Source organism: Propioniciclava sp. MC1683 (genome assembly GCF_014164675.1).
Classification (GTDB): domain Bacteria; phylum Actinomycetota; class Actinomycetes; order Propionibacteriales; family Propionibacteriaceae; genus Propioniciclava.
Map to the genome: position 1 here is coordinate 14,773 of NZ_JACJFX010000019.1, position 21,581 is coordinate 36,353.

The following is a 21,581-nucleotide window of genomic DNA, read 5'->3' on the forward strand; positions in this document are numbered from 1 at the left end:
CTGTTGTGTTTCATTGTGGGTCGCGAACTGTTCCAGAACGCAGACATGCCTGGCCTCGTTGCGATCTCGGTATCTCTCCGGGCGGCGGTACTTGGGAGCACAAGGCCTTCCTGCGGCGGCCGCTGGGTGAGGCCGATGCCGTACTGCTCGGTGAGTAGAGCGGCTCCCGTGTCACGGCTTGGGTGGCTAGGTCGGACCACACCACCGGGACGCGGCGTTCATTCCGGAGTTTTGATCTAGGATGACATGCAGGAGAAGGTCAAAAGAACGGGAAAGGTCGGGCCATGGATGTGATGTCTGAGCTGGACTCCATCTGGAATGGTGGCCGGGCGGCCGATCTGGAGAGCACCAGGTTGGACTTCAAGACGGTGGGCCGGTCGATCGGCGACGCGTTGAAGGACCTCGCCGAGGCGTCCGCCTGCTTCGCCAACGCCCAAGGTGGCTCGATCGTGGTGGGTGTGCAGGACGCGGTTGCCGGTCCGGAGGCCTTCATCGGGTCACCGCTCGATCCGGTGAGAACGGTGGGCAGGATCTACGAGCTGACCGAGCCCGGGCTGATCGTGATCGCGGACACTGTGTCCTACCGTGACGTCGCGTTGACGGTGGTCACCGTGCCCCGAAGCCCAGACGTCCACCAAGTGGCTGGGCGCGCCACCGAGCGTGTCGGCATGTCGTGTCGGCCCATGAACGCCACGCGCATCGCGACGGTGTTGTCCGACCGCCGGGGCGACGACTGGTCCAGCAAGGATTCTGGAGTGCCTCTGGCCAGCGTGAGCCCGGTCGCGGAGGCGCTGGTGCGTGAACTCTTGTCCCAGGCCGCCGACCAGGAGCGGAGTTCCTGGACGCGTTTGCCATGGCCAGACGTGTGCAGCAGGTTGGGTGTCGTCACCGATGGCAGCTTCACCAACGGTGGTGCTCTGCTGTTCACGGACACAGGTCGTGACCACGTGCAGTACGTTCGCCGAGCCGCGAACTCGGGGTTGTTGTCGGCGAACGACATGATCAAGGGGCCCGGGGTGAACGCGATCCGGCGTGTCCTGGAACTGATCGAGGGGCGAATCAATCGGACGGCGATCCTCACACCAGGAGGTCAGCAGTTGCTGATCGGTGACTTGCCCGATACGGCAGTCCGAGAGGCGGTCGTCAATGCCTTCATGCATCGGGACTACCGCACGTCGGACGTGATCAGATTGGAGCACGACGCCAGCAGGCTGCGCGTGACGTCGCCCGGGGGGTTCGTCCCCGGGGTCACCGTCGACAACGTCTTGACGGTGTCGTCCCGTTGCCGGAACCTCGCGCTGGCGCAGGCGGTTCGTGCTCTGGGGCTCGCTGAATCAGCGGGGGTAGGGGTGGATCGCATGTACGCGTCAATGACCGCGGTGGGCCACCAGCCACCACAGTTCTCCACCGATGGGCTCACGGTCGAGGCACTCCTGGTCGGCGGGCCTCCCAACGAGCCGTTGGCGCGTTTCGTCGCTGACCTACCAGAGGATCGCCGCGGTGACCCAGACACGCTGCTGGTGTTGCTCTACCTGCTGGATCACCGGACGACCACAGCGGCGCGGATGTCCAAGCTCGTCCAGAAACCAGAAGCAGATGTTGAGGCCAAACTCCTGGAGTTGTCCGCTCCTGGTGTGGCACTGATCGAACGGACCGCCGACACCGCTCGCAGCACCAAGGGCGAGTACCGCCTGGTCGGCGAAGCCATTCGTGCTTTGGGGGTGGCGGTCTCCTATCGAGCACGTTCCGGGGACGACACCGATCACAAGATCGTGACCGTGGTGCGAGAAGTCGGCACCATCACGGGTCGCGTCGTCCAAACCATGTTCGACGTCCGGCCCGCGACGGCATCCCGCATCCTTTCGGACCTCGTGGACCGGGGAGTGCTTGTCAAGACCAGCAAGGCTACGCGCGGACCGGCCGTGACCTACGGTCCCGGGCCCAGATTCCCTGCAACTCGCCGCCCGCGGCCCCAAACAGCAGACACGCAATCCCCACTGTCGTTGGACGAGCCCTTCGGTGAGGAGTGACGTCAGTTGGTCTGGGTGCAGGACTTCGCTGTTCTCATCACCACACGACGCCGTATTGCTCGGTGAGTAGCGCGGCGTCCAATGTGACTGCTTGGGTGGCCGGGTCGGACGACACCACCGGGTAGCCCTCGACGTTCAGCAGCTTCGCGACCTGACTCGTGGCCAGGGGCACACGATTCGCGGGCACGCCCAACAGCATGGCGACTCGCGTGGCGGACAGCCGCCGGTCCTGTGCGGACGCCAGGGCTTCGACGAGCTTCGCGATCTCCTGGTCGGTGACGTTGAGGCGTGCGACGAGCTTCTTCTGGGTCCGGAACGTGTCGCTGGCCAGCAGGGCTGCGCCCACGCCACCGGACGCCGCGGGTGCGGGTTCGGCGAACAGGTCGGGCTGGGCGACCGGGGGAGTGACGGGTGTCGGCACCGCCGGCTGTTCCCACGGCACCTCGTCCAGGACCGGGGTGGCCATGCTGGTCAGGTCCCACCAAGCCGGTTCGGCGACGGGCGCGGCGGCGAGGTCGTGGGTGAGCGTGCTGGGTGCGAGCAGCGCGACGGGCACGACGACCTCAGCGGGAGCGGCACCGCCGTGGTAGCCGGCCTTGAGCGGACCGTAGCGAAGGCGTTCGTTGACCGCGAGCACCGCCCGGTGGTCGGGGGTCAGGACCCGGGGTCCCTCGACGAGCACCTCGTCCGATTCGATGGGTCCGGACGCCGCCCGGTACCGGCCGCCGAGGCCGACGCCGCGCTGGCTGCCGCGGCGACGTTCGACGACGTGGCCGTGGTCGCTGGTGAGCACGACGAGGCGTCCGGACGCCCGTGCTGCGCGGAGCAGGGGGGCGAGGTGCTTGACGGTCTCGGCGGTCCAGTCGGTGCCGCCGGGGTCGGTGCGGTCGAGGGCGTCGTCGATGGTGTTCAGCACGCAGCCGACGAGCCTGTACTGCTCGGTGTCGGCGATCGCCTGCCGTGCCGCCTCGGAGAGCGCAAAGCCTTGGCGAGAGGTGTCGAGTCCGCCCTTGTGGAACAGCCGGACTTCACCGAGCTTGCGGGCCACCTCTGCGAAGCCGCGGCGTTCGGCGTCCTGCTGCCCGCTGACCAGGCGCCCGGACAGCAGGGAGGCGCGGCTGACCTCGGTGACGCTGGGCAGGGCCGCGAGCGCCGGCGTCCGAGTGGATGCGCCGGGCACCAGGCACTCGATGAGGCCGTACTCGAGTTCGGCGGTGGCGTGGGCGAGGATCTCGGTGGCCACCCCGGCGCTCATCCCGTCGAGGACGAGCAGCAGGGTCGGGAACCGCTGGGCGAGCGGCAGCACCACCTCCGGGAGGACGCGTTCCAAGGTGAGGACGCCGGCGTTACGCACGTCGGTGCCCTCGCGGGCCAAGGCGGCCGCGAACGCGGTGTCGTGGGCGTCCCGGCGTTCCTGGACCACCTGCAGCACCCGCTCCAAGGCGGCTGCCAGGGGGTGGTCGTCCACGCCGGGCTCGGCGTCGTTGACCGCGGAATCCACCCAGGCGTCCTGGTGCAGGTGGCGGACGGTGAGGTCGTGCAGCGACGCGGAGCCCTCGGCGGACGAGAACGGAGCCCTCGGCGTTGGGGAGGCGAGCCAGCGGGCGAGGCGGACGCCTGCGGCCGCGGGCGCGATGCGGGGATCATCGACGAGTTCGTGCTCGGCCACCGCGGACCAGGCGGTCTCGAGGGCGGATCCGTCGAGCTCGGGCGCGTGCCGCAGTACCTCGGCCAACGCCCGTAGGCGGAGGGAGAGCCCGGCGCGCAACCGCCGGGACCCGGACGCGAGGTGCACGGCTTGGGCCTCGACCATGAGGTCGTCAGCGCGGGCGATGAGTCTCTTGGCGTCGGCCTCGGTGGTGCGTCCGCCGAGCATTCCGGAGACGACGACGCCAGCGAGGCGTCCGGCGGCGACGAGGGCGGGACGGGGCACGTCGCCCCAGCGGTACTGCAGCCGGGCGATCGCGACGTCGGCGTCCTGGCGCGGGGTGGCGTTGAGCAGGCAGTCGAGCACGATGCCGAGCGGGACGAGGTCGGTCGGCGTCCCGGCCCGGAGCAGGGCGGCGACGAAGGGTGCCCCCTCGCCGGCGGCGTCGGCCACCCAGGCGAGGACGGCGTCCACAGACACGTCGCCGGCACGGCCGCGGAGGCGGGCGATGGTTCCGGGGAGGGCGGGGTTCGTGGACCATTGCAGGACGGTGATGAGGTCGACGGGTCCGTCGGGCAGTCCGAGCTCGGTGCGTGCCACGGCGGCGAGGGCGTGCTCACGGGTGAGCACCCCGGCGGGGGCGGGTGGCCAGCCGTCGGGTGGCGATAGTTCGAGCAGGCCGGTGGCCACCTGGCGGGTCTTGTCCATGCGCAGCAGTTGCGCGTCGACGCTGTGCGCGCCGAAGCGTTGTTGGAGGGCCTGCCAGGCGTCCGGGTGGCGCATCTGCTGGTAGGTGAACTGCGAGAGCAGCCCGTCGCCGAGGTCGGCGTCGCTGCGGTCGGTGACGACCACGAGCCAGCCGTCCGGTTCGCCGCCGCGGATGGCCTCGCGGACGGCCAGCGCGGACGCGGCCGGCACGATCCGCACCGTCTGGTCCCGGTGGGTGAAAGACGCCTCGCGAGTCACCTCGGGCCGCGCCCGGACGCCGAGGATGCCGGTGGCGTAGCCGTGCCGGTGGCGCGCCTGGTCGATCAGGGCACGCGCCATCGCCGGGGTCACCGCCGCGCCGGGAATGGTCTCTGCGGTCACTCGATCCGCCATTCCACGACGATGTCCGCCTCGGGGTTCTCGTCGACGTACTCCTGGAGCTGGGTGAATACCCGCTGCACTCCGGTCCCGCGTCGGATCGTCGCCTGCCCGGAGCGACCCTTGACGGGCTGGGGATCCGTGACTGGGGCTGGCGGCTGGGGCTTGGGCGCGGCTTCCGCCAGCCACCTGAACAGGTCGTCCTCGGCGTGCTTCAGGGCCGGGCCGATCGGGGTGGTGAACTCGTCGTCCCCGAGGGCGTCCCGCAGTCGCGTCAGGATGGCACGCGCCCCGTCAGCCCGTGTCCCCGACAGTCCTTCAACGGCGAACAGCGGGTCGAAACGATCCCAAGGCTGGCGTGCCAACCGCTCAGCGACCTCGCCGGCGCTCCTCAAGGAGCGGCCCGCGGACGTGGGGTGCGGCAGGTCGGCTGCGGCGAGGCGCTCGATGAGGGGGAGCCCGTTGAGGCCGCGCAGCGCGTCACACAACTCGGCAGTCGTGGACGCCGTGGACCAGCGTCCGGCGGCGGAACCGGAGCCCTCGGTGCTCGGAACCGGAGCCCTCGGCGGCTCGGGGTCCATTCGCAGTCGGGCGCGTGCGTTCTTCAGGGCCTCGACGAGCTTGTGGGCGGGCCCGGTGAGCTTGCTTGCCTCCTCTTTCACCGCCGCCGAGAAGTTCGCCACGGCCGCCGGAGTCACGTACGCCGGCGCGGGCACCCCGAAGATCGACGCCCCCAGTGTGGTGGCGGCCGTCCAGGTGGCGGCGTCCGGCATGGGCTGGACGCGGAGTTCCATCGAGTCGACCAGCTTGCCCGGCGAAGGCGCGGTGATCGCGGCGCCGTGCGCATACCACGCCCGCTGCCGCAGGGCTGCCCACGCGACGATGACCAGATCGGCCACCTCCGGGGCCAGGCCGAGCTTCGGCTCGATGGCGTTGATCCAGCCGCGAACCTCGCCGACGGTCACGGGGCCGCGTGAATCGGCTTCCCGCGCACCGAGGCGACGCTCGAACTCGGGACCCCAGCGGCCGAAGTAGTCATCGCCCATCAGGAAGTGCGTCTCGGTCGCCTTGCCCACCCCGAGCGGGTTGGCGATGCGGCGCAGTGTTCCGGCGTCCGAGTCGAGCGCGATGCGGTGTTCTTTGTCGGCCAGAGCCCGGTCGACCCAGGTTGCCACGACGGCGAGTTCGCGGGGCCGGACCTCGAGGTCACCTGGCGTGAACTCGGGGTGGGCGGGGAAGGTCGAGGCGAAGGCGTCCCGGACCAGGCCTTCGTAGGCCTGCTTGAGGGTCCCTCCGGCGGGTGGGCGCGGCGCGAAGGCCGGCGTCAGTGAGGTAAGCACGTCGGGGTGCCCGTCGGTGAGGACGTCGCCGGTCCGGGTGGGGGATTCGACGTCGTAGGCGACTTGGATCGCCTCCTTCACCCGGTGGGTGAGCGCGTCGCGTTGCGCCTGCAGGATCGCCTTTGCCTGCACCCGTCCGGTCTCCGACAAGTGCGCGGCATGGGCCGCGTAGCGCTCGCCGGTGCCCTCGAGCAGGTAGTTGAGGATCACCAGCCGGCTGACGGCCTTCATCAGGTCCTCGGAGAAGAAGCGCGGCAGCCAGATGATCGTGCGTTCGTCCCAGCCGCGGGCCTTCAGCCCGTTGACCCGTTCGCTGTCCTCGGCCGCGGAGTGGCCGGCCTCGTCGAACGGGTGGTCGATCACGAACCGCCACGTGCCCGGGCGGGCCCGGAAGTGGTCCTCGGCGAGCCAGCCCGCATCGCGGACGTTGCCGAACAGCAGGTCGACCTCCCGCACCGAGCCGCGCCACACGACGCGGTGGGTGTGGGCGCCGTCCATGTCCTGGGCGCCCAGCTCGCCAACCCCGAACGCCTCGGCGACCAGCCGCTTGACCAGGTCGCGGCGGCGTCCGTCGTTGTCGTTGTTGCGGGCGTCCTCCACGACCGACTCGTAGTCGACGTCGGAGAGCTGCACCGAGATCAGCGGGTTCCGGCTGTCGGACTCGATCCGGATCTCCGGGACCTGACCGGCCCAGGTGCGCACCTTCGACAACACGGTGGACGCCTCCCCGCCCGGCAGGAGCGTGCGGATCGACCCATGGTTGAGCGAGGCGAGCCGGCTGGCCGTGAGGCCCTTGAGGGCCGGCACATTGGGCGCGACGGCGCTGAGCAGCAGCGTCTTGGCCAACCGCAGGTCGGGCTCCAACCCGGCGGGGACCTCGCCCGCGGTCACGTCGGCGCTGGTCACGCCGTACAGCTTGAGGATCACCGGCCGCAGCCGTTCCCGGTACAGGGTGTTCGCGGATCGGAACAACGCGGCCGAGACCTCATCCAGCGGCTGGTCGCCCGCCGCACCCGTGACCAGGTGGTCGAAGGCGTCCCCGACGGGGATGACGTCGTCGATCGTCAGCGCGTCCCGCCGGTCGACGAGCATCTGCTGCATCACCTTCAACGCGGTCCGCTCCCGCTGCATGACGCCCGCGAGCGAACGCAGGGTCGACACCAACGCGGGGCTGAACGGGTAGGTGAGCCGGAACTGCGCTGCGTCCGCGCCCCGGTGGCGCTCGTCGGTGTTGACCCCGTCGAGCAGGACGTCCCAGGACTCCTTCTGCCGGTCCAGATTCGCGAAGGCCCGGTCGATCGCGGCCGCGGCGTCGGCGTCCTTCGGCGTCAGCAGCCGCTTGTTCGCGACGTAGGGCAGGTTGTCGTCGCCAAGGGTGATCTGCCGGAACCGGCCCTCCTGGTAGCGGAAGGCCTGGTCGAGCGCCTGTTGCTCGGCGCCGGACGCCCCGGAGTCGGCCAACCAACGGCGCAGGTCCATCTGGCGGGCGATGAACGACACCAGGGGGATCCGCCGGCCGCCCTGCCCGCCCTCGACGAGCTTGGTGATCTTCTGCGTCTCGGTGCCGAAGAAGGCCGTGTCGCGGATGCGGAACGCCAGCCACAGCACCAGCTCGTCGAGGAACAGCACGACTGCGTCGTAGCCCAGCGACTGGGCGTGCACCGACATTGCGGTGAGCCCCTCGTCCAGACTGACGTAGGCGGCGTGACGGGTGTAGCCGGCGAAGTAGTGCTCCTGCAGGGCGGTGACCAGCTCGGCGCGCCGCTGGTCGTGGGGGGACGCCGCACGCGCGGCCTCGTAGCCGGCGGCATCCCAGGTGCCGGAGTCACCCAGCAGGGCCCCCCAGACATCGCCGCCGCTGGAGCCCTCGTTCAGCCCGGCGAAGAAGGCATCATCGCCCATCCGGCGGCGGAGGCCGTCGGCGTCCTCGAGCAGGCGGGTCGTCTGGTGCAGGGCGGGCAGGGGGGCGTCCGGGTGCAGCTCGCGCACCTGGCGCAGGTAGCCGTCGAACAGGGCCTGCTCCATTGACGTGGCGCCAAGCATGTGGAACGTCAGCGGCAGGATCCTGCGGCCCTGCAACTCGGGGTCGTGCCGGGCGATCGGCTCGGCCAGCTCCTCGATCGCACGGGCCCGCGGATGCTGGCGCAGCAGCGCGTACAACACGGCCATGAAGTGGCTCTTCCCCGAACCGAACGAACCCGTCAGGAACGCCCCCCGGCTCGTGTTCGTGCCGATCGCGTCCGCGACCACGGCCAGCGCGGCGTCGAACGACCGCTTCAGCTCCTCGGTGACGACGTAGTCATCGAGCGTACGCGCGAGGTGGGCCTCGTCGACGCTCTCGGTGAGCCGCAGCACGTAGTCGGCGCTGCTGGTCACCTCGGGGATCGTGAAGATGTCACGCAACAACGCGCTCATCCCTTCGCCTTCCTTCCGCGAGTGGGGGCTGCCGGACGCCAAGCCGCGAGATCGTCGCGGGTCAGGCCCAGTTCCTGGGAGTGGGCCCGGAGCTGCTCCTCCGTGAACGCGGCCGGGCTGACGCCGAACGCCGGGTCGATGTCAGCGTGCCACTGGTCCACCCACGGCTGCAGCTCGGCCATACCGGCCACCAGCGGGGTGAGCACCTCGTCGGACGCTCCTTCGCCTTGGCGGGTGGCGATGATCGTGGCCAGCGCCAAGGACTGCTGGGCGTGGTCCCAGCCCGCCCAGCCCAGCAGGGGGGTCGGGTCGGTCTCGCGCCCGGCGCCGGGGTAGGCGATGAACCGTTCCTTGGGGACGTCGAGCTTCCCGCGCGCCGACCAGTAGGACGTCTTGCGGGAGTCAGCCGAGGCATACTGCGGCGGGACGGGAATGGTGACGGTTTCCCCGGCGTCCTCACGCCGCTGGAGCGCCCAGATCCTCTGCCACTCGGCGAACTTCCGCAGCCCGGAGTCCTTCAAGCGGAGGGCAGCGAGATAGGGGACGGCCTCAGCGTCGAGCAGGTCGGTGAGAGCTTGGGGGAGGTCGACGTCGCGGCGCTTCCGCCACAGCTCGACCACCGACACGAACCCGGCGTCCCGGCTCAGCCGGTCGGCGAGCTGGCTCACCGACTGTGGGGTCGGGTGTCCTTGCGTGCTGAACCAGAGGGATCGGTCCTCGAGCCGGTCGAGCAGCCAACCGCGCAGCGCGCGCTCGGCCTGTTTCTCGAAAGGTTCGGACGCCCATCGGCGCTTGAACTCCGGGGATTCGAGGAGTCGGATGACGGCGTCGGACTCGATCGCGTCGATGCGCCGCTGGACGAGGTCGCGGTAGTCCGCCGGCCAGTCGCCGGGGATGTCGGTGATCGGCCTCGAATCTTGGCGTTCGAACCAGGCCGTGTCCTCGTCGCCCTCGGCGAGCTTGCGGGCCAAGACGATCTCGAAGGCTCGCTCACCCAGCTGCACTTCAGGTGGTTGACCGGCGTAGGTCAGCGCCTCGTCGATCAGTCCGAAAGAGGAGTAGACGGCCCAGTCGAGTTCCTCCTGCTGGGCCACCATTCTGGCGCGAAGTGAATCCTGTGACTCCCGTGTCGCGCGCAGCAGTTTCCCTGTAGGAATTGCTGATGCTGCCACGGCAGAAGCTTCCAGCGCCGAACGCTCTTGAGTGAGTCGATCCAAGCGGCGAGCAGTCGCGCCCGGCATGTGCTTGGGGATGGGCAAATCGCCCACTACTGTGCAGTTGAATTGATAGGTTCGTAGCCAAGCGATTGCGGAAGCACCGCCCTTCGGCTTGCATTTCTGCTTAAGCCAGAAGGCTGAAACGGATGAATTCAGGATGCTGAGAAGCTCCAAGTGGTCATCTTCGGTAGCCTCGGCGGGAAGTTTGATCACTGGCGCAGAGCGGTTGAAAACTCTTCCGTCGCGGTCTAGTGCGAAGTGATTATGAGTCGCGACCTCGGCGAATGCGATCGACCAAGGGTGTGCGTCAAGGTCTTGTGGCAACTGATGCCATTGGTGATACTGACGGCCGCTTTCTCGGTAGCTCTTTCCGGAAAATGTTGGACGATTCCATAAAGCTGTCCGTGTCCGCCAAAGAACAGCTTCCCACGCGGGAAAGTCCTCGACAGGCAGTAGTGAATGGCTTGGCGTGTAGGGGAACCAGACGGGCTCGCCAGCGCCGATGCGGTAGTCCCGCACGTCGTCTCCCGCCACCATGCTAGCGGTAGCCGATGGCTCAAGTGAATGGCGCTTCGGTGAAGACGAGGCGACGATCATCGCCTCATCCGCAATAGTCATGCCAAAGACCCCGATTCTGTACGCGTGTTGCGCCAGGCGGGAAGATCCACTGGATTCGATTGCGGAAAGTACGTCAAGAACGCCACCGCCAGAAAGGGTCCAAGGGTGCTTGGAGAAGAACTCCCTGGGAAGGTCAAGAGTGTTGATCCACTTATTCTCGAAGCCGGGTGCGTCAAGGCCTTCCCTGATGGACGTCCAGTAGCCCGGACTTTCCGGGTTGGTATTCTCTCGTGCCTCCCGCAGTCCTTTGCTGAGTATCGAGCGAACCGTAAAAGATTCAGGCGTTCCGGGCAGGCCAACAAGGATGCAGGTCGGCGTGCCATCCATGTTGTGTCCGGGGATCCAAGCCCCTTCTGAGTCGATCACCTCAAGTAGCTCTTGGTGATTAAGGAAATCTTCGATTATGGACTTGCCAAATTCACGCTTCATAAATGAATTCGATGTTATTTGGCCCACCCAGCCTCTTGGGCGGCTACTGCGGTGTTGCCTTGCGAGCTTGAACAGGAGTTCCATGAACGGCACCGTGAGTGCGTACCGGCCGCGCGCATGCACATATCGCTGTCTATATGCTGCCCGCAACCGAGCGTCCGAAACATTCACATACGGAGGGTTAGCCACGACCGCGTCGTATTGGCCGCGGGTCAGGGCCCTGACGAGGGCGTCCTTGTTCTCCGTGGAGTAGGCGAAGTCGTCCTTGGTGGTGAAGAGGGCGTCCTGCTCGTGGCTGAACCACAACGAGTCGCCCGCCAGCACGTTGATGCTGAAGCCCAAGCCCCGTTCGAGCGAGCGCTCGCCGACGGCCTGTAGCGCGGCGACGGTGAGCCGGAAGATCGCGATGGCGACGGCGAAGGGGTTGAGGTCGACGCCCCAGACGGCATCCAACGCCTTCTGCACGCGTTCGCGCCGGCCGAGGGCGGGGGCCTCGGCGTCCCACCGCTTCAGCAGCCGCTGGAAGGCCCCGAGGAGGAAGTGGCCGGACCCGCAGGCGGGGTCGATCATCTTGAACCCCTCAAGGGGACGGTCGTTGAGGGCGGGCTCCAGGGTGCGGTCGAGGATGAACTCTTCGACGAACTCCGGAGTCTGGAGCAGGGCGTAGGTCTTCTTCGCGTGGTCCGACAGGTCCTGGTACAGGTCGCCCAGGAAGCGCGTGTCCAGGTAAGGCTCGGTGAAGTCGTGCACCAGCCCGCCCGACTCGTCGCGGCGGCGCCAGAACTCCAGGAGCCGGGTGACGGCCTGACCGGAGGGGGAGACGGTGTGCAGCATGGCCTGACGGTCGACCAGCGCGGCGGTGGCAGGGGTCTTCGCCAGGTGCTGGAACGCCTGCTCCAGCCATTCGCGGTCCGTGTGCTCGGGATGGGCGCGGAAGTAGGCGAGCTGGGCGTCGAGGGCTTCTTGGCGGCGTTCGGGCGGCCCGGAGATCCAGACGGGGGAGAGGAGTCGGTTGTCCTCGCAGAAGCGGACGAAGACGCTGGTGAGCACCCAGGAGACCGCGGCTTGGGTGATGCGGTCGTCGGCCCACGCGGTGTAGGTGGCGGCGGTCCGGTCGCCGCGGGTGGCGGCGTCATGCTCCTGCTTCCACGGGCCGGCGAACTCGTGCAGCTCGATGCGCTCGCGCAGGTCGGCCTCCAGGGCGAGGACCTGCTGCTTGAGGTCGGCGACGAGGGTGTCCGAGATGGTCACGCGTTCCTACTTTCGGGGGTGCTGATGGCAGCGGTGTTGCTGCGGCTTTGGGTGAGGATCCAGTCCTCGGCGACGGGCACGAACTGGTTCGGGGCGGTGAGGTGCAGGGGGCGTCCGTCGACCATCGGGCCGGTGCTGCTGTTCAGTTGCGGTACGACCAGCCAGAGCGCGCGGGCGCGGCGCGTGGCCAGGTCCATCCACGGCGCGAGGAGGCCGAGCGCGTCGTGGCGGGCCAGCAGGGAGGCGTCGGTGAGCACGAGGGGGCGGGCTTCGACAAGCTCAGCCACCGAGTGGGCTTCGTCAGCCATCGCAAGGGCTTCGACCGGCTCAGCCATGCGGGATTCGATCAGCTCGGCCACCCGGGGCAGCGACCGCTGCACGAGGGCGTTCAGTCCCTGCTGGGCCCGCGAGCCGGGGGCGCCGGCGTCCGCGGCGAGGACTTCCGACCAGGGCAGGTTGATTGCCGCGGCCGTGTCGTGGAGGGCGTCGATGAGCGTGTGGGTCAGGTCAACCGTGGCCGCGTCGAAGCGGGTTTGCAGCACGTCGACGAGTTCGTCGTGGCGGCGGGGCGTCACGCCGAGCGCGACGAAGGAGCGGCGGTCGCGGCTGTCCAGCAGGCGTTGGCCGATCGCGCCCGGTCCCTCGAGCACCAGGGGGGTGGTGAGGTGGGTGGCGGTGCGGGTGAGTCCGGTGGTGTGGCCGGCGCTGACGCCGGGGGCCACGTAGGCCTTGGCGGCCTCGTCCCAGCGCAGCGCGAGCCCCGATTCGGCGACCAGCGCGTCGAGGGCCGGCCGGGAGGGGAGCGCGGGGAGGTCGGGGAAGCGGGCTTTGACGCGTTCGGCCAGCGACTCGGCCTTGTGGGTCTGTCCGGGGGCGATGGCGGCCAGCGCCAGCCGGAGTGCCGTCGGGGCGGGCAGGTCGCGGTGGTGCAACTCCCCGGTGGCTGACGCACCAGCGAGGTGGCCGAGCCGGGCGCCGAGGTGGGCCAGCCGGCGTCCGGCACGGAGCCCTTCGTAGGGGGACGCGGCCCGCGCGGGCATGGCCTGCTCGGCGGCGACGAGGACTTGGCCCAGGTGGTCGGCGACGCGTGCGGCCGGGACCAGTTCACTCGTGCCGGACACGTTGGCCTCGGCCACGAGGGCGTCCGCGCGGTGTCCGAGGGCCTCGGCGACGTCGAGCAGGTCGTGGCGGAGGGCGACCAGCATGCGGCCGTCGCGACGGCGCAGGAACCAGCCCGTCTCCTCGCCATCCTCGGCGCCCTGGGCGCGTTCGAGGGCGGCCTTGCGGTCGACGGTGCAACGCAACAGCCCCTCGGTGAGCCTCATCTCATTGCCGGAGGCCAGCTCGGGACGGGCGACCATCAGCGTGAAGAGGTGCTCGGCCAACTCGTCGAAGGTGGCGACCCCGCCGAGGTCGGTGAGTCGAGTGTCGACCGCATCGGTTAGCTGGTCGAGAAGGCGCAGGGCGGCACCGTCGGCCCAGCGGTCCTGGAGGGTGGTGAGCAGTTGGCTGACCCGGCCGCGGCTGACCGGCGGGCGGATCGCCGCAGCCAGTTCGGCCTGGGATGCGTTGGCGTCCAGCTTGCCGGTGACGCCCAACAGCAGGGACGCCAGCGCCACCGCTCGATCCGAGCGTCCGGTGGGGGTGGAGCCGCGGGCGGCGTCCAGCAGCAGGTCGGCGGACTCATAGGGGTCCGGCAACGGCGGCCGAGTTTCATCGGGGCGCCATGCCGCCTTGGTCTGGAACTTCGACCGCCACACGCGGTTGCGGGCGGTGAGCTCCTGCTTGGTGGGCCGGGCCACGCCGGACAGGTTGTTGAGCTTGACGAGGTCCACCTGGGCCAGCTCGCCGACGGTGGTCACCTTGAGCTGCTCGACCGCGGAGATGGCGCGCGGGGTCAGCCCGGACTGCGCGAGCGGCGTGTCGGCGGTCGCCTGCTCGGCGAGCGCGTCGGCGTCCACCGGAGGCACCGAGCTCTCGGGGAAGCAGGCCCGCCACTCCAGCAACATCGCGTCGGCGGTGTCGTGCCGCGCCTGCGCGTCGCGGGCGAGGGCGCGGGTGAAGAAGGCGACCAGGCGTGCCCGTGCGGAGGGGTCGAAGTCGGCCGGGTCGACCGTGGCCTCGTCCGGGATGGCGTGCGGGTCGGACAACCCGTCGCCATACACCGGCGTGTGCCCGGTGGACATCTCGAACAGGACGACCGCCGCCGCGTAGCGCTCCGCTGCGGCGTCGTAGGGACGCCGGGGGGAGAGGAACGGGTCGAGGTAGGGCGGTGTGCCTGCCTGGGTGTCGGACGCCGCCGCTCGCGTCAGGGAGAAGTCGTACAGGCTCAGGTGCTGCGAGCGGTTGCTCTTGTCGGTGCGGACGCCGAGGTTGGCCGGCTTGATGTCGCGGTGCATGATGCCGGCCTTGTCGAGGGTGACCAGTGCCTCGAGCAGGTCGGTGCCCCAACGTTCGAGCCAGTCCAGGGGGAGCCGCTCGCGGTTGCCCAGGTGGGTGGCGAGGGTTTCGGTGCCGGCGTTGTCGAGGAGCAGGGCGCGGCGTCCGCCCACGTCGAGGGGACCCTCGAGCAGCTTGACGATGCGGGGGCTGGAGAGTCGGGCCAAGGCCTCGGCCTCGTCGGTGAGGCGGCGGGCGGCCGCGTGGTCCAGCGCCACCTTCAACACGGCCGGCTTGCTGTCCTGGCGGGCGCCGTCCGTCACCAGCAGGCCCACCGCGGTGGAGCCGGCGCCCAGACGGCGGACCAGCGTGAAGCGTCCGCCCAGGATGGCGCCCGGGGTGGCGTCGAGCGGGTCGGTCACCTCGTCGACAGCAGGACCCGCGGCGTCCTCGAGCGCGGCGAGGAACGCACCCACGTCGGGCAGACGCTCCGAGACGCGCGGGCTGGTCGCATGCAGGATCGCTTCCCGGAGCGCCGGGGGAGCTGCCGGCAACTCGACCGACACGTCGAGGCCGCCCTGGTCGCGGAGCCGGTCGATGAGAGCCGCGCGGCTGCCAGCGGGGGGTTGTCCGCCGGTGACGAGGTAGAACGCCAGGGCGCCCAGGCCGAACACATCGAGCCGCAGCCGGTTAGGGACACCCCCGGTCGTGCCCTCGGGGGCGGAGAACGGATCGCCTGACGCGTCGTCGGCGAGGATGCCGGCGGCGTCCGCGTCTGCCAAGGTGGTGAGCCCGCGCGCCTGGGTCGAAGTGGCGCTGTCGGTGCGCCCGACCCCCTGCCAGTCCGTGAGGCGCGCTTGGAGGCGTCCGTCGGGGTTGGTGCGGACGAGGACGGCCCGGGGCCTCAGTCGTCGGTGCACCACGTTCTTGCCGTGGGCGTACTGCAGCGCCTCGGCGAGCTGGCGGATGAGCGCGAGCTGGGCATCGAAGTCGAACCCGGCGGGTTGCTCGCTGAGCCACAGGTCGAGGCGCTGCCAGCTGGGGTCGTAGGGGTAGATGAGGCCGGGGCCGAGCTCGGAGTCGACGAAGTCCTCGGGGCGCAGGATCGCGTCGTGGCTGAGCCGCTGCATCACCTGCATCTCGTGGCCGGCGACGAGCCTGACGCGCTTGCGGGCGTCCTCGGTGGAGCCTTCGGGTAGCACCCGGAACCTGATGCGGCGACGCTGGGTGGTGAGGAGCTTGTGGGTGGCCAGCCAGTCCTGCCAGCCGGGGCCGTCCTCGAAGGGTTGGGGGTCGAGCACGTAGGAGCCGACTGTCCGCTCGTGGGCGCGTACGCCGATGCGCTGCATGAGGTTGGCGATGGCCGCCTCGTGGATCGTGGTGCCGGGGCGTGGAGTGCGGTCGAGGAGGTCGGTGATGGGGGCGATGTTGCTCGTGTCCTCGTGGCGGGGCAGGCCGTAGAGGTCAATGCTCGCCGTGTCGGGGAGTTCGGACACCAGACTCGGGTGGTGCAGGAACACGGCGGCGTGGATGAACGGGATGACGTCCCTGGCGGGTGGGGTGGGCCCTTGGCCCCTGCGGTTGCGCGCCCACTCGTCATAGGCGTCCATCAGCTTGCCCCGCAGGCGCTTGGCCTTGCGGTTGGCGAGCATGAGCGGGGAGTCCTCGGCGCGGCGTCCGTCGCGCAGCCACGTCTGGTCGTTGCCACGGAGGCGTCCGGAGTAGTACTTCAACTCGAGCAGGTGCAGGCCGTCGGGGGCCAGGACGAGCAGGTCGACCTCGGCCCAGTTTCCGTGGGCGTCGCGGAACTCGAAGTTGCTCCACGCGCGGTAGGGGGCTGCGTTGGGGAGCAGGTCGCGGACGACACGAAGGCCTTCTGCTTCGTAGGCGAACTGGGAGGGGGTGACTTCGACCCAACGGGCGTCTGCCACGCTCGTCCCTCCCTTCGCTGGTAATTGAGTCCACCCTAACGGCAGTGGGGCCGCCTTCCCGTGGCTCCTGTGCTCAGATGTGCAGGGCAGCCACCGCGTAGCTCGCCGAGGACCGGCTGCTGCTGGGGCGGTCGAATGTCTCCTGCGGAGACCTCGTGTATGCCAAGGGAAACGAGGACGCCCACACTCATGTCGTACGGCGGGCCGGCGTCAGGATCGTCACTCACGCGTTGGATCTGGACCAGGAGCCCCGTGCTCTGTTGGCCTTCCTCACGGACCTCGCCACACAGATGGTGGCGACGGCGTCGGTGCGAAACCTGGTTCTTCCAGCAGTTGGCGGGTGAGACGCGCGAACTCCTCTGAGATCTCCTTGGGAGAGCCTGAGAGTCGGACGCGGGCCGTTTCCAAGACGGTGTTGGTGTTGCGGACTTGTACGGTCTTGGCTGGTGCTGCGGCGTGGCCCACCTCGCAGTAGATGAGGACGCCTCGCGGGAGTCCGAGGGCGGTGCAGTAGGCCAGCAGTTGGTAGTAGTCGCTGCTGTGTCCCCGACCGTCGCTGGTGAGCTTGTACTTGCTGTCGGCGACGAGAACCGGCGCCCCGGAGGCATCGCGGAACAGTAGATCGGGTTCCCCAGGGACCTGGTTCCCGATGGTCCCGAGAGGCACTACCTCTTGTCGGGTGACGCTCCAGATGTCGCCAAGTCGGTGTCGGAGGTTGGAGAACACGAAGTCTTCGAAGACTGCGTTCATGTCGACCATGAAGGCCGACACGGAGGCGGTGCCTGATCCGTGGGCGTGGCCGGATCCGTGGAGGATCAGCTGGGCGAGGGTCACGCTGCTTTCGTAGTGCTGGTTCAGGCGGTTGATCATCGGTGCGGGGTTCGTCAGGTCGTCGCTGTGCAGTGGGCCTACGCCGGGGAGGAGTTTCAGCAAGCGACGGAGGGTGAACGCGGCTTCGGGTGCAACGGCCGGATTGCGGAGGAGGGCCAGGGCAGCCGCGACGACGAGTCGGTTGGGGCGGGTGTCGATGGACCACTCGTCGAAGCGGCAGCTGATGGGCGTGGGTAACCCCAGCGCGTTGATGTGCGCGGGCCAATCGACCCTGCCGCGGATGGCGACCAGCCGGTCGGTCTCCTCGACGTACGTCCGGTCGACCCCGAGGACGAGCGCTTGCTCAAGGGCGCGGGCGTACCAAGCCGCAACGGCAGCGGTCAGGTGGTGCATTGCATGGCCCGCGTCGACGTGGTCGAAGGAAACGCGGTGCGTGCTCCAGGTCAACAGGTAGAGCAGGTTGCTTACCGGGATCTTGGGGACGACGTGCACCACCCGGCCCGGGATGCTGATCGAACCCACGTAGGAGGACGCCCGCACCGAGTAACCGCTGCTGCTGGGAGTGACGGTGAGACGCTTGCCGGCCGCAGCTTGCAGCAGCTGGGCCTGCCGGGCGCTGAGGTCGGTCTCCTTCGTTTCGTACTCAGCGATCTCGATGGCTTCGGCGACCGGCGTGGTCGACGCGGTCATCGTTCGTGCTTGTCGAGCGTATTCGGGTCGTCCTCAGGTGGTGAATCTGGCTCGATGACCGGTGCGAGACGCAGCTGGCTGGCGTACCGCTCGCGCACTGTGGGCCACGTCCATTTCTCGAGTTCGTCGGTCCTGCCCCACAGGAGCTCCTCCAGTGTCGGGTAGATGTTGTACTCCCAGATCCTCTGCAGTGCCTGCTCGGACAGGTCTTCCTTCATGAAGTGACTGGGACCGATCAGCAGGTGATCTCCCACCTGCTTTCGCAGGTCGCCGTTGACGGAATCGAGCATGTCCGCAACGGCAGTGCTCCGGTTGTGGTCGGTGAGCCAGCGTCGCAGCAGTCCCTGCATCGCTCCTTGGTGTGGGAAGAACGGGATGAAGTGGAACCTGCGACGCAGGGCCGCATCGACCAGGGCCACGGAACGGTCGGCTGTGTTCATCGTGGCAACGAAGAACAGGTTAGGAGGAAGGGTGAACTTCTCCACTGGCCGATACAGGGTCGCCACCGAGACTTCGCGATACTCGAGGAGGAACAGGAGCTCGCCGAACACTTTGGGCAGGTTGGCTCGGTTCAGCTCGTCGATCACCATAACGTAGCGGCGGTCCGGGTTGGCGCGTGCGGCCTTGGCGATGAGCGACAGGGGTCCGCGCCGGAGTTCGTAGGACACGGCACCGGAATCCAGCGTTGGGCGGAGACCTTCGAGGAAGTCCTCATAGGTAGTGGCCGGGTGGAACTGGACGATCGTGGTGCGTGCTGGATCGTCCTCGACGAGGGCCTGCGCCAGGCGGCGGGCGAGGTAGGTCTTGCCCGTGCCGGGAGGGCCGTAGAGCACGACTTGGCCCTTGTCCTCGAGTAACGTGACGATCTCGTCGAGGACCTCACGATCCACGTGGAGGGCGGCGGCCGCCTCCGCGATGAAGTCTCGCGTCAGGACGGTCTCACTGTCGGCGTCCAGCTCGGGCGGCTCGGGTTCGGCGTCCGGGTCGATGTCGACGCCGTCCTGGAACCCTTGGAACTGCTCCCACTCCTTGTCCGTCCACCCGTCGGGTTGCTTGTCCTGTGTGGCCAAGATCCACATGATGCTTTGGGCATCGAGTCGGTCCCGCAGGGGGTGTTCCCAACCTGCGGCGTCGCGCACCACCTCGTCGAAGAAGGCGTAGGCACGCGCGATGAAGCTCGCGGCCGTAGCGTCTCGGGGTTCGTTTCCCCACCCCGCCAAGCGCCACGTCTTTCGAGTGGCCTCAACCTTCAACGGGGGATGGGTGTCAGGACCGTCCGCCATCAGCAGGACCGATGCCATGTTGACGCCGGTCCCGATCGTGGTGAGGCCAGCGGCTCGGATCCTTCCGACGAACTCGGTGATGCGTTCACCCTCCGGAGTGCCGTCGGTGTTCCACAGGGCCCGGAGGGCATCGCGCGCCGGGGTCGGGTTCTGTTGGGCCCAAGCGTCGAATGCCGCCTGGGTGCGCCATCCCACCAAATTGTTGTTGGCGTCGAAGAGTGCTCGTCGCAGGGAGTCGTACCACGCGGAGTCGTCGCCAGCGTCTTGCTGCCTCCGAGCGTCCAGCTTGCTGGCGAATTCGAACTTGTAGTAGCGCTCCCGTCCGTCGACGTCCATGGTCGTCCAGATCTTCTTGAACCAACGCAACAGGCCCTTCCACCCCTTGTGATCCTTGTTCCACAGGTGGGGCAGCGGATCTGTGTCGGTCGAGTAATAGTCGAACCCGACGCCATAGGTCTCGCTGAGAGCGGCTCGCACGTTCAGCAGGGCCCGATCGACGTCCTCCTCCCCCCGCGTGTGCTCGCGGAACCGCTCTAGGAGGAGTTCCTTGTGGCGAGTGGAGACGGTTCGCTCGAAGGTGTCGGGGAACACCAGGTGAAGCAGGCCCAGCTTGGCGGCGTCCGCTGACGTATCGGGGACGCCTGTGACCACGTCGCGGAACCGGTACGGATCACTCAGCAGCTCGTCATAACGCTCGGGACCTTGTGAGATGAGAGCCGTGGCGATGTGGATCAGGCAGGTGAGTTGGACGTCCCGCCGGGTATTGGCCCATTGGCCGGGGTGTGCGAAGCCGGGGCTGAGGGACTTCTGCACCTCGTCCGGGAGCACTGGCCGGTCGGGGTGCCAGGAGAGGATCGCGTTGAGGTCGGAGAGCTTCTTCGGTGCCGAGATGGCTCCCTCCCACACCCACCAGAAGAAGAGCAGGTGAAGTTCCACCATCAACTGCACCGCGCCTGGGGAGGCATCGCTGAGCTGATCTTGGAGCTTGCCAAGGAACGTCTTGCCCGACGTCTCATCCGGCCTCTCGACGAACTTGACCTGCAGCTCGTTCAGCTTCTCCAGAGTCCAGATGGGGGATCCTGGAGTGAGGATGGAGTCACCGTTGGGGAGGACCTCAGAGGCCCAGTGCCAAGCGAGCCGGTAGATGCGGTCGATGGCCTCCGGGTCACCGTCGGTGCTTCTCATCAGGTCGATTCCTTTCCGACTGACGACGCATCCTCGTGGGGATCATCCAGTGCGTCGAACAGCTCCCAGAGTTCCTTGAGATCGTCCCATCGTCTCTCCCGAACCGCATGCGCTTCGGTCACGAGATCGATGCAGTGGGAAGTCGAGTAGTACGTAGGCCCCTTGCGCATCAGGCGAAGGTTCAACGTCATCATGGCTTCGTGGAAGAGGCGGTCTGTCATGAGCAGGAGCGCGAACTCAAGCGGTGCCTGGAGTTGGAACTGGTCACCGCCGCCGGGTTTCCAGTAGTGGTCGGTGATCGGGGCGATGTTACTGAGAGACTCACGCCAGTCTGGGCCCCACTCTCGCTCGATCGGACTCTTGGCCAAGTGGAATGACGCGATCAGACCTTCGCCGTGATCGAAGACCGTCAGAACCTCTTGCATGTTGATGTTGACGCGCGAGTAGACGCCGGGTTGGGGTAGGCAGGACATCGACCAGAAGGTCAGTTCTGTCCGGTTGGGGAAGGGGATGGCGAACGCCACGTAGGTTCCGAGGAGCCACAACGCATCGTTCGCCAATGGTTGCTGCATGAACGTCCTGAACCGTCTCGTGTACCGGCGTCGGAGATCGTCGTCCACCACACGCGGGTCCGGGTAGGGCGAGGGCTCCTCCCACACCGTCAGCCAGTGCTCCTGTTCCTCGGGAGAAACCAGCTTGTCGAACTGTCGCTCGCCACGGACCACGCTCATCTCGGCCAAGTTCCGCAGCGGTACGCCTTTCGACTCCAGTGTGTGGATGCAGCGGCGTTCTTCGTCCGCGATGGTCTTCGCAGCCACCGGCCTGAAGGTGAACGACACGATGTCGGGACGCGACAGCTGGTGTTGCACGAATCGGTTCACCACGTTGCTTGCACGCCCGACGTAACGCTCTCCATTGGCGAATCCCAGGACGTAAACGCCTTGGCGCCCCTTCGCGTTCACCAGGCCAGCGATGGACCGTCGGCCGGTGACATCCATCCAGTGTGGAAAGCCCAAGTCCCAAATGTGGTGATCCAGTTCCGTCATGGCGCAACACCCCCAAGCAGACTGCCGTCACCATACCCCGGACGTATGCGCTGACCACGTCCTCAAGCGCGAGACCCAGGGCGAGGCTCGTCGCAGCGTGCGGATGCGGACAATGAGCCGTTTCGGCTCGAATCCGCGCGAAGTGTCCGTGGGAGACCTCTTTCGTCACTTCTGGAGGGTGAAGGACGCCGACGGCGTCCGT

The 21,581-nt window shown here is 68.1% G+C and carries 8 protein-coding genes; 1 reads left to right on the forward strand and 7 read right to left on the reverse strand.

The window, feature by feature from the left end; genetic code table 11:
* Window positions 1–293: 293 nt before the first annotated feature.
* Window positions 294–2,030: an ATP-binding protein gene (locus tag H5397_RS11635; protein ID WP_182817602.1), complete on the forward strand. Its 1,737-nt coding sequence runs from the start codon at window positions 294–296 to the stop codon at window positions 2,028–2,030.
* Between the two features lie 37 nt (window positions 2,031–2,067).
* Here H5397_RS11635 and pglZ read toward each other — a convergent pair whose 3' ends face one another.
* From pglZ to H5397_RS11670, 7 genes are all read right to left on the reverse strand, one after another.
* Window positions 2,068–4,779, reverse strand: a complete 2,712-nt coding sequence (pglZ, locus tag H5397_RS11640; protein WP_182817603.1) for a BREX-2 system phosphatase PglZ — start codon at window positions 4,777–4,779, stop codon at window positions 2,068–2,070.
* The gene (locus H5397_RS11645) at window positions 4,764–8,519 is read right to left on the reverse strand and encodes a phage resistance protein (RefSeq protein WP_182817604.1); all 3,756 of its coding nucleotides are present in this window, start codon (window positions 8,517–8,519) and stop codon (window positions 4,764–4,766) included. The genes pglZ and H5397_RS11645 overlap by 16 nt, the downstream gene beginning before the upstream one ends.
* The gene (gene pglX, locus H5397_RS11650) at window positions 8,516–12,034 is read right to left on the reverse strand and encodes a BREX-2 system adenine-specific DNA-methyltransferase PglX (protein ID WP_182817606.1); all 3,519 of its coding nucleotides are present in this window, start codon (window positions 12,032–12,034) and stop codon (window positions 8,516–8,518) included. The genes H5397_RS11645 and pglX overlap by 4 nt, the downstream gene beginning before the upstream one ends.
* Window positions 12,031–16,344 (reverse strand): BREX system serine/threonine kinase PglW, encoded by a 4,314-nt coding sequence (pglW, locus tag H5397_RS11655; RefSeq protein WP_182817608.1) that lies wholly within the window; start codon window positions 16,342–16,344, stop codon window positions 12,031–12,033. The genes pglX and pglW overlap by 4 nt, the downstream gene beginning before the upstream one ends.
* A gap of 270 nt (window positions 16,345–16,614) precedes the next feature.
* Complete coding sequence (locus tag H5397_RS11660; protein WP_182817610.1) at window positions 16,615–17,865, reverse strand: McrC family protein; 1,251 nt, start codon at window positions 17,863–17,865, stop codon at window positions 16,615–16,617.
* Entirely contained in the window at window positions 17,862–20,333 is a 2,472-nt protein-coding gene (locus H5397_RS11665) for an McrB family protein (RefSeq protein WP_182817611.1), read from the reverse strand. The genes H5397_RS11660 and H5397_RS11665 overlap by 4 nt, the downstream gene beginning before the upstream one ends.
* A complete protein-coding gene (locus H5397_RS11670) occupies window positions 20,333–21,379 on the reverse strand; it encodes a GIY-YIG nuclease family protein (protein WP_182817612.1) in 1,047 nt (348 codons plus the stop codon). Before H5397_RS11670 ends, H5397_RS11665 begins: the two co-directional genes overlap by 1 nt.
* Window positions 21,380–21,581: the final 202 nt, after the last annotated feature.

What these genes read in the sequence shown, in the direction of transcription:
- H5397_RS11635 (WP_182817602.1), top strand. Translation starts at nt 294, where the DNA reads ATGTCTGAGCTGGACTCCATCTGGAATGGTGGCCGGGCGGCCGATCTG.
- pglZ (WP_182817603.1), bottom strand. Translation starts at nt 4,779, where the DNA reads ATGGCGGATCGAGTGACCGCAGAGACCATTCCCGGCGCGGCGGTGACC.
- H5397_RS11645 (WP_182817604.1), bottom strand. Translation starts at nt 8,519, where the DNA reads ATGAGCGCGTTGTTGCGTGACATCTTCACGATCCCCGAGGTGACCAGC.
- H5397_RS11660 (WP_182817610.1), bottom strand. Translation starts at nt 17,865, where the DNA reads ATGACCGCGTCGACCACGCCGGTCGCCGAAGCCATCGAGATCGCTGAG.
- H5397_RS11665 (WP_182817611.1), bottom strand. Translation starts at nt 20,333, where the DNA reads ATGAGAAGCACCGACGGTGACCCGGAGGCCATCGACCGCATCTACCGG.
- H5397_RS11670 (WP_182817612.1), bottom strand. Translation starts at nt 21,379, where the DNA reads ATGACGGAACTGGATCACCACATTTGGGACTTGGGCTTTCCACACTGG.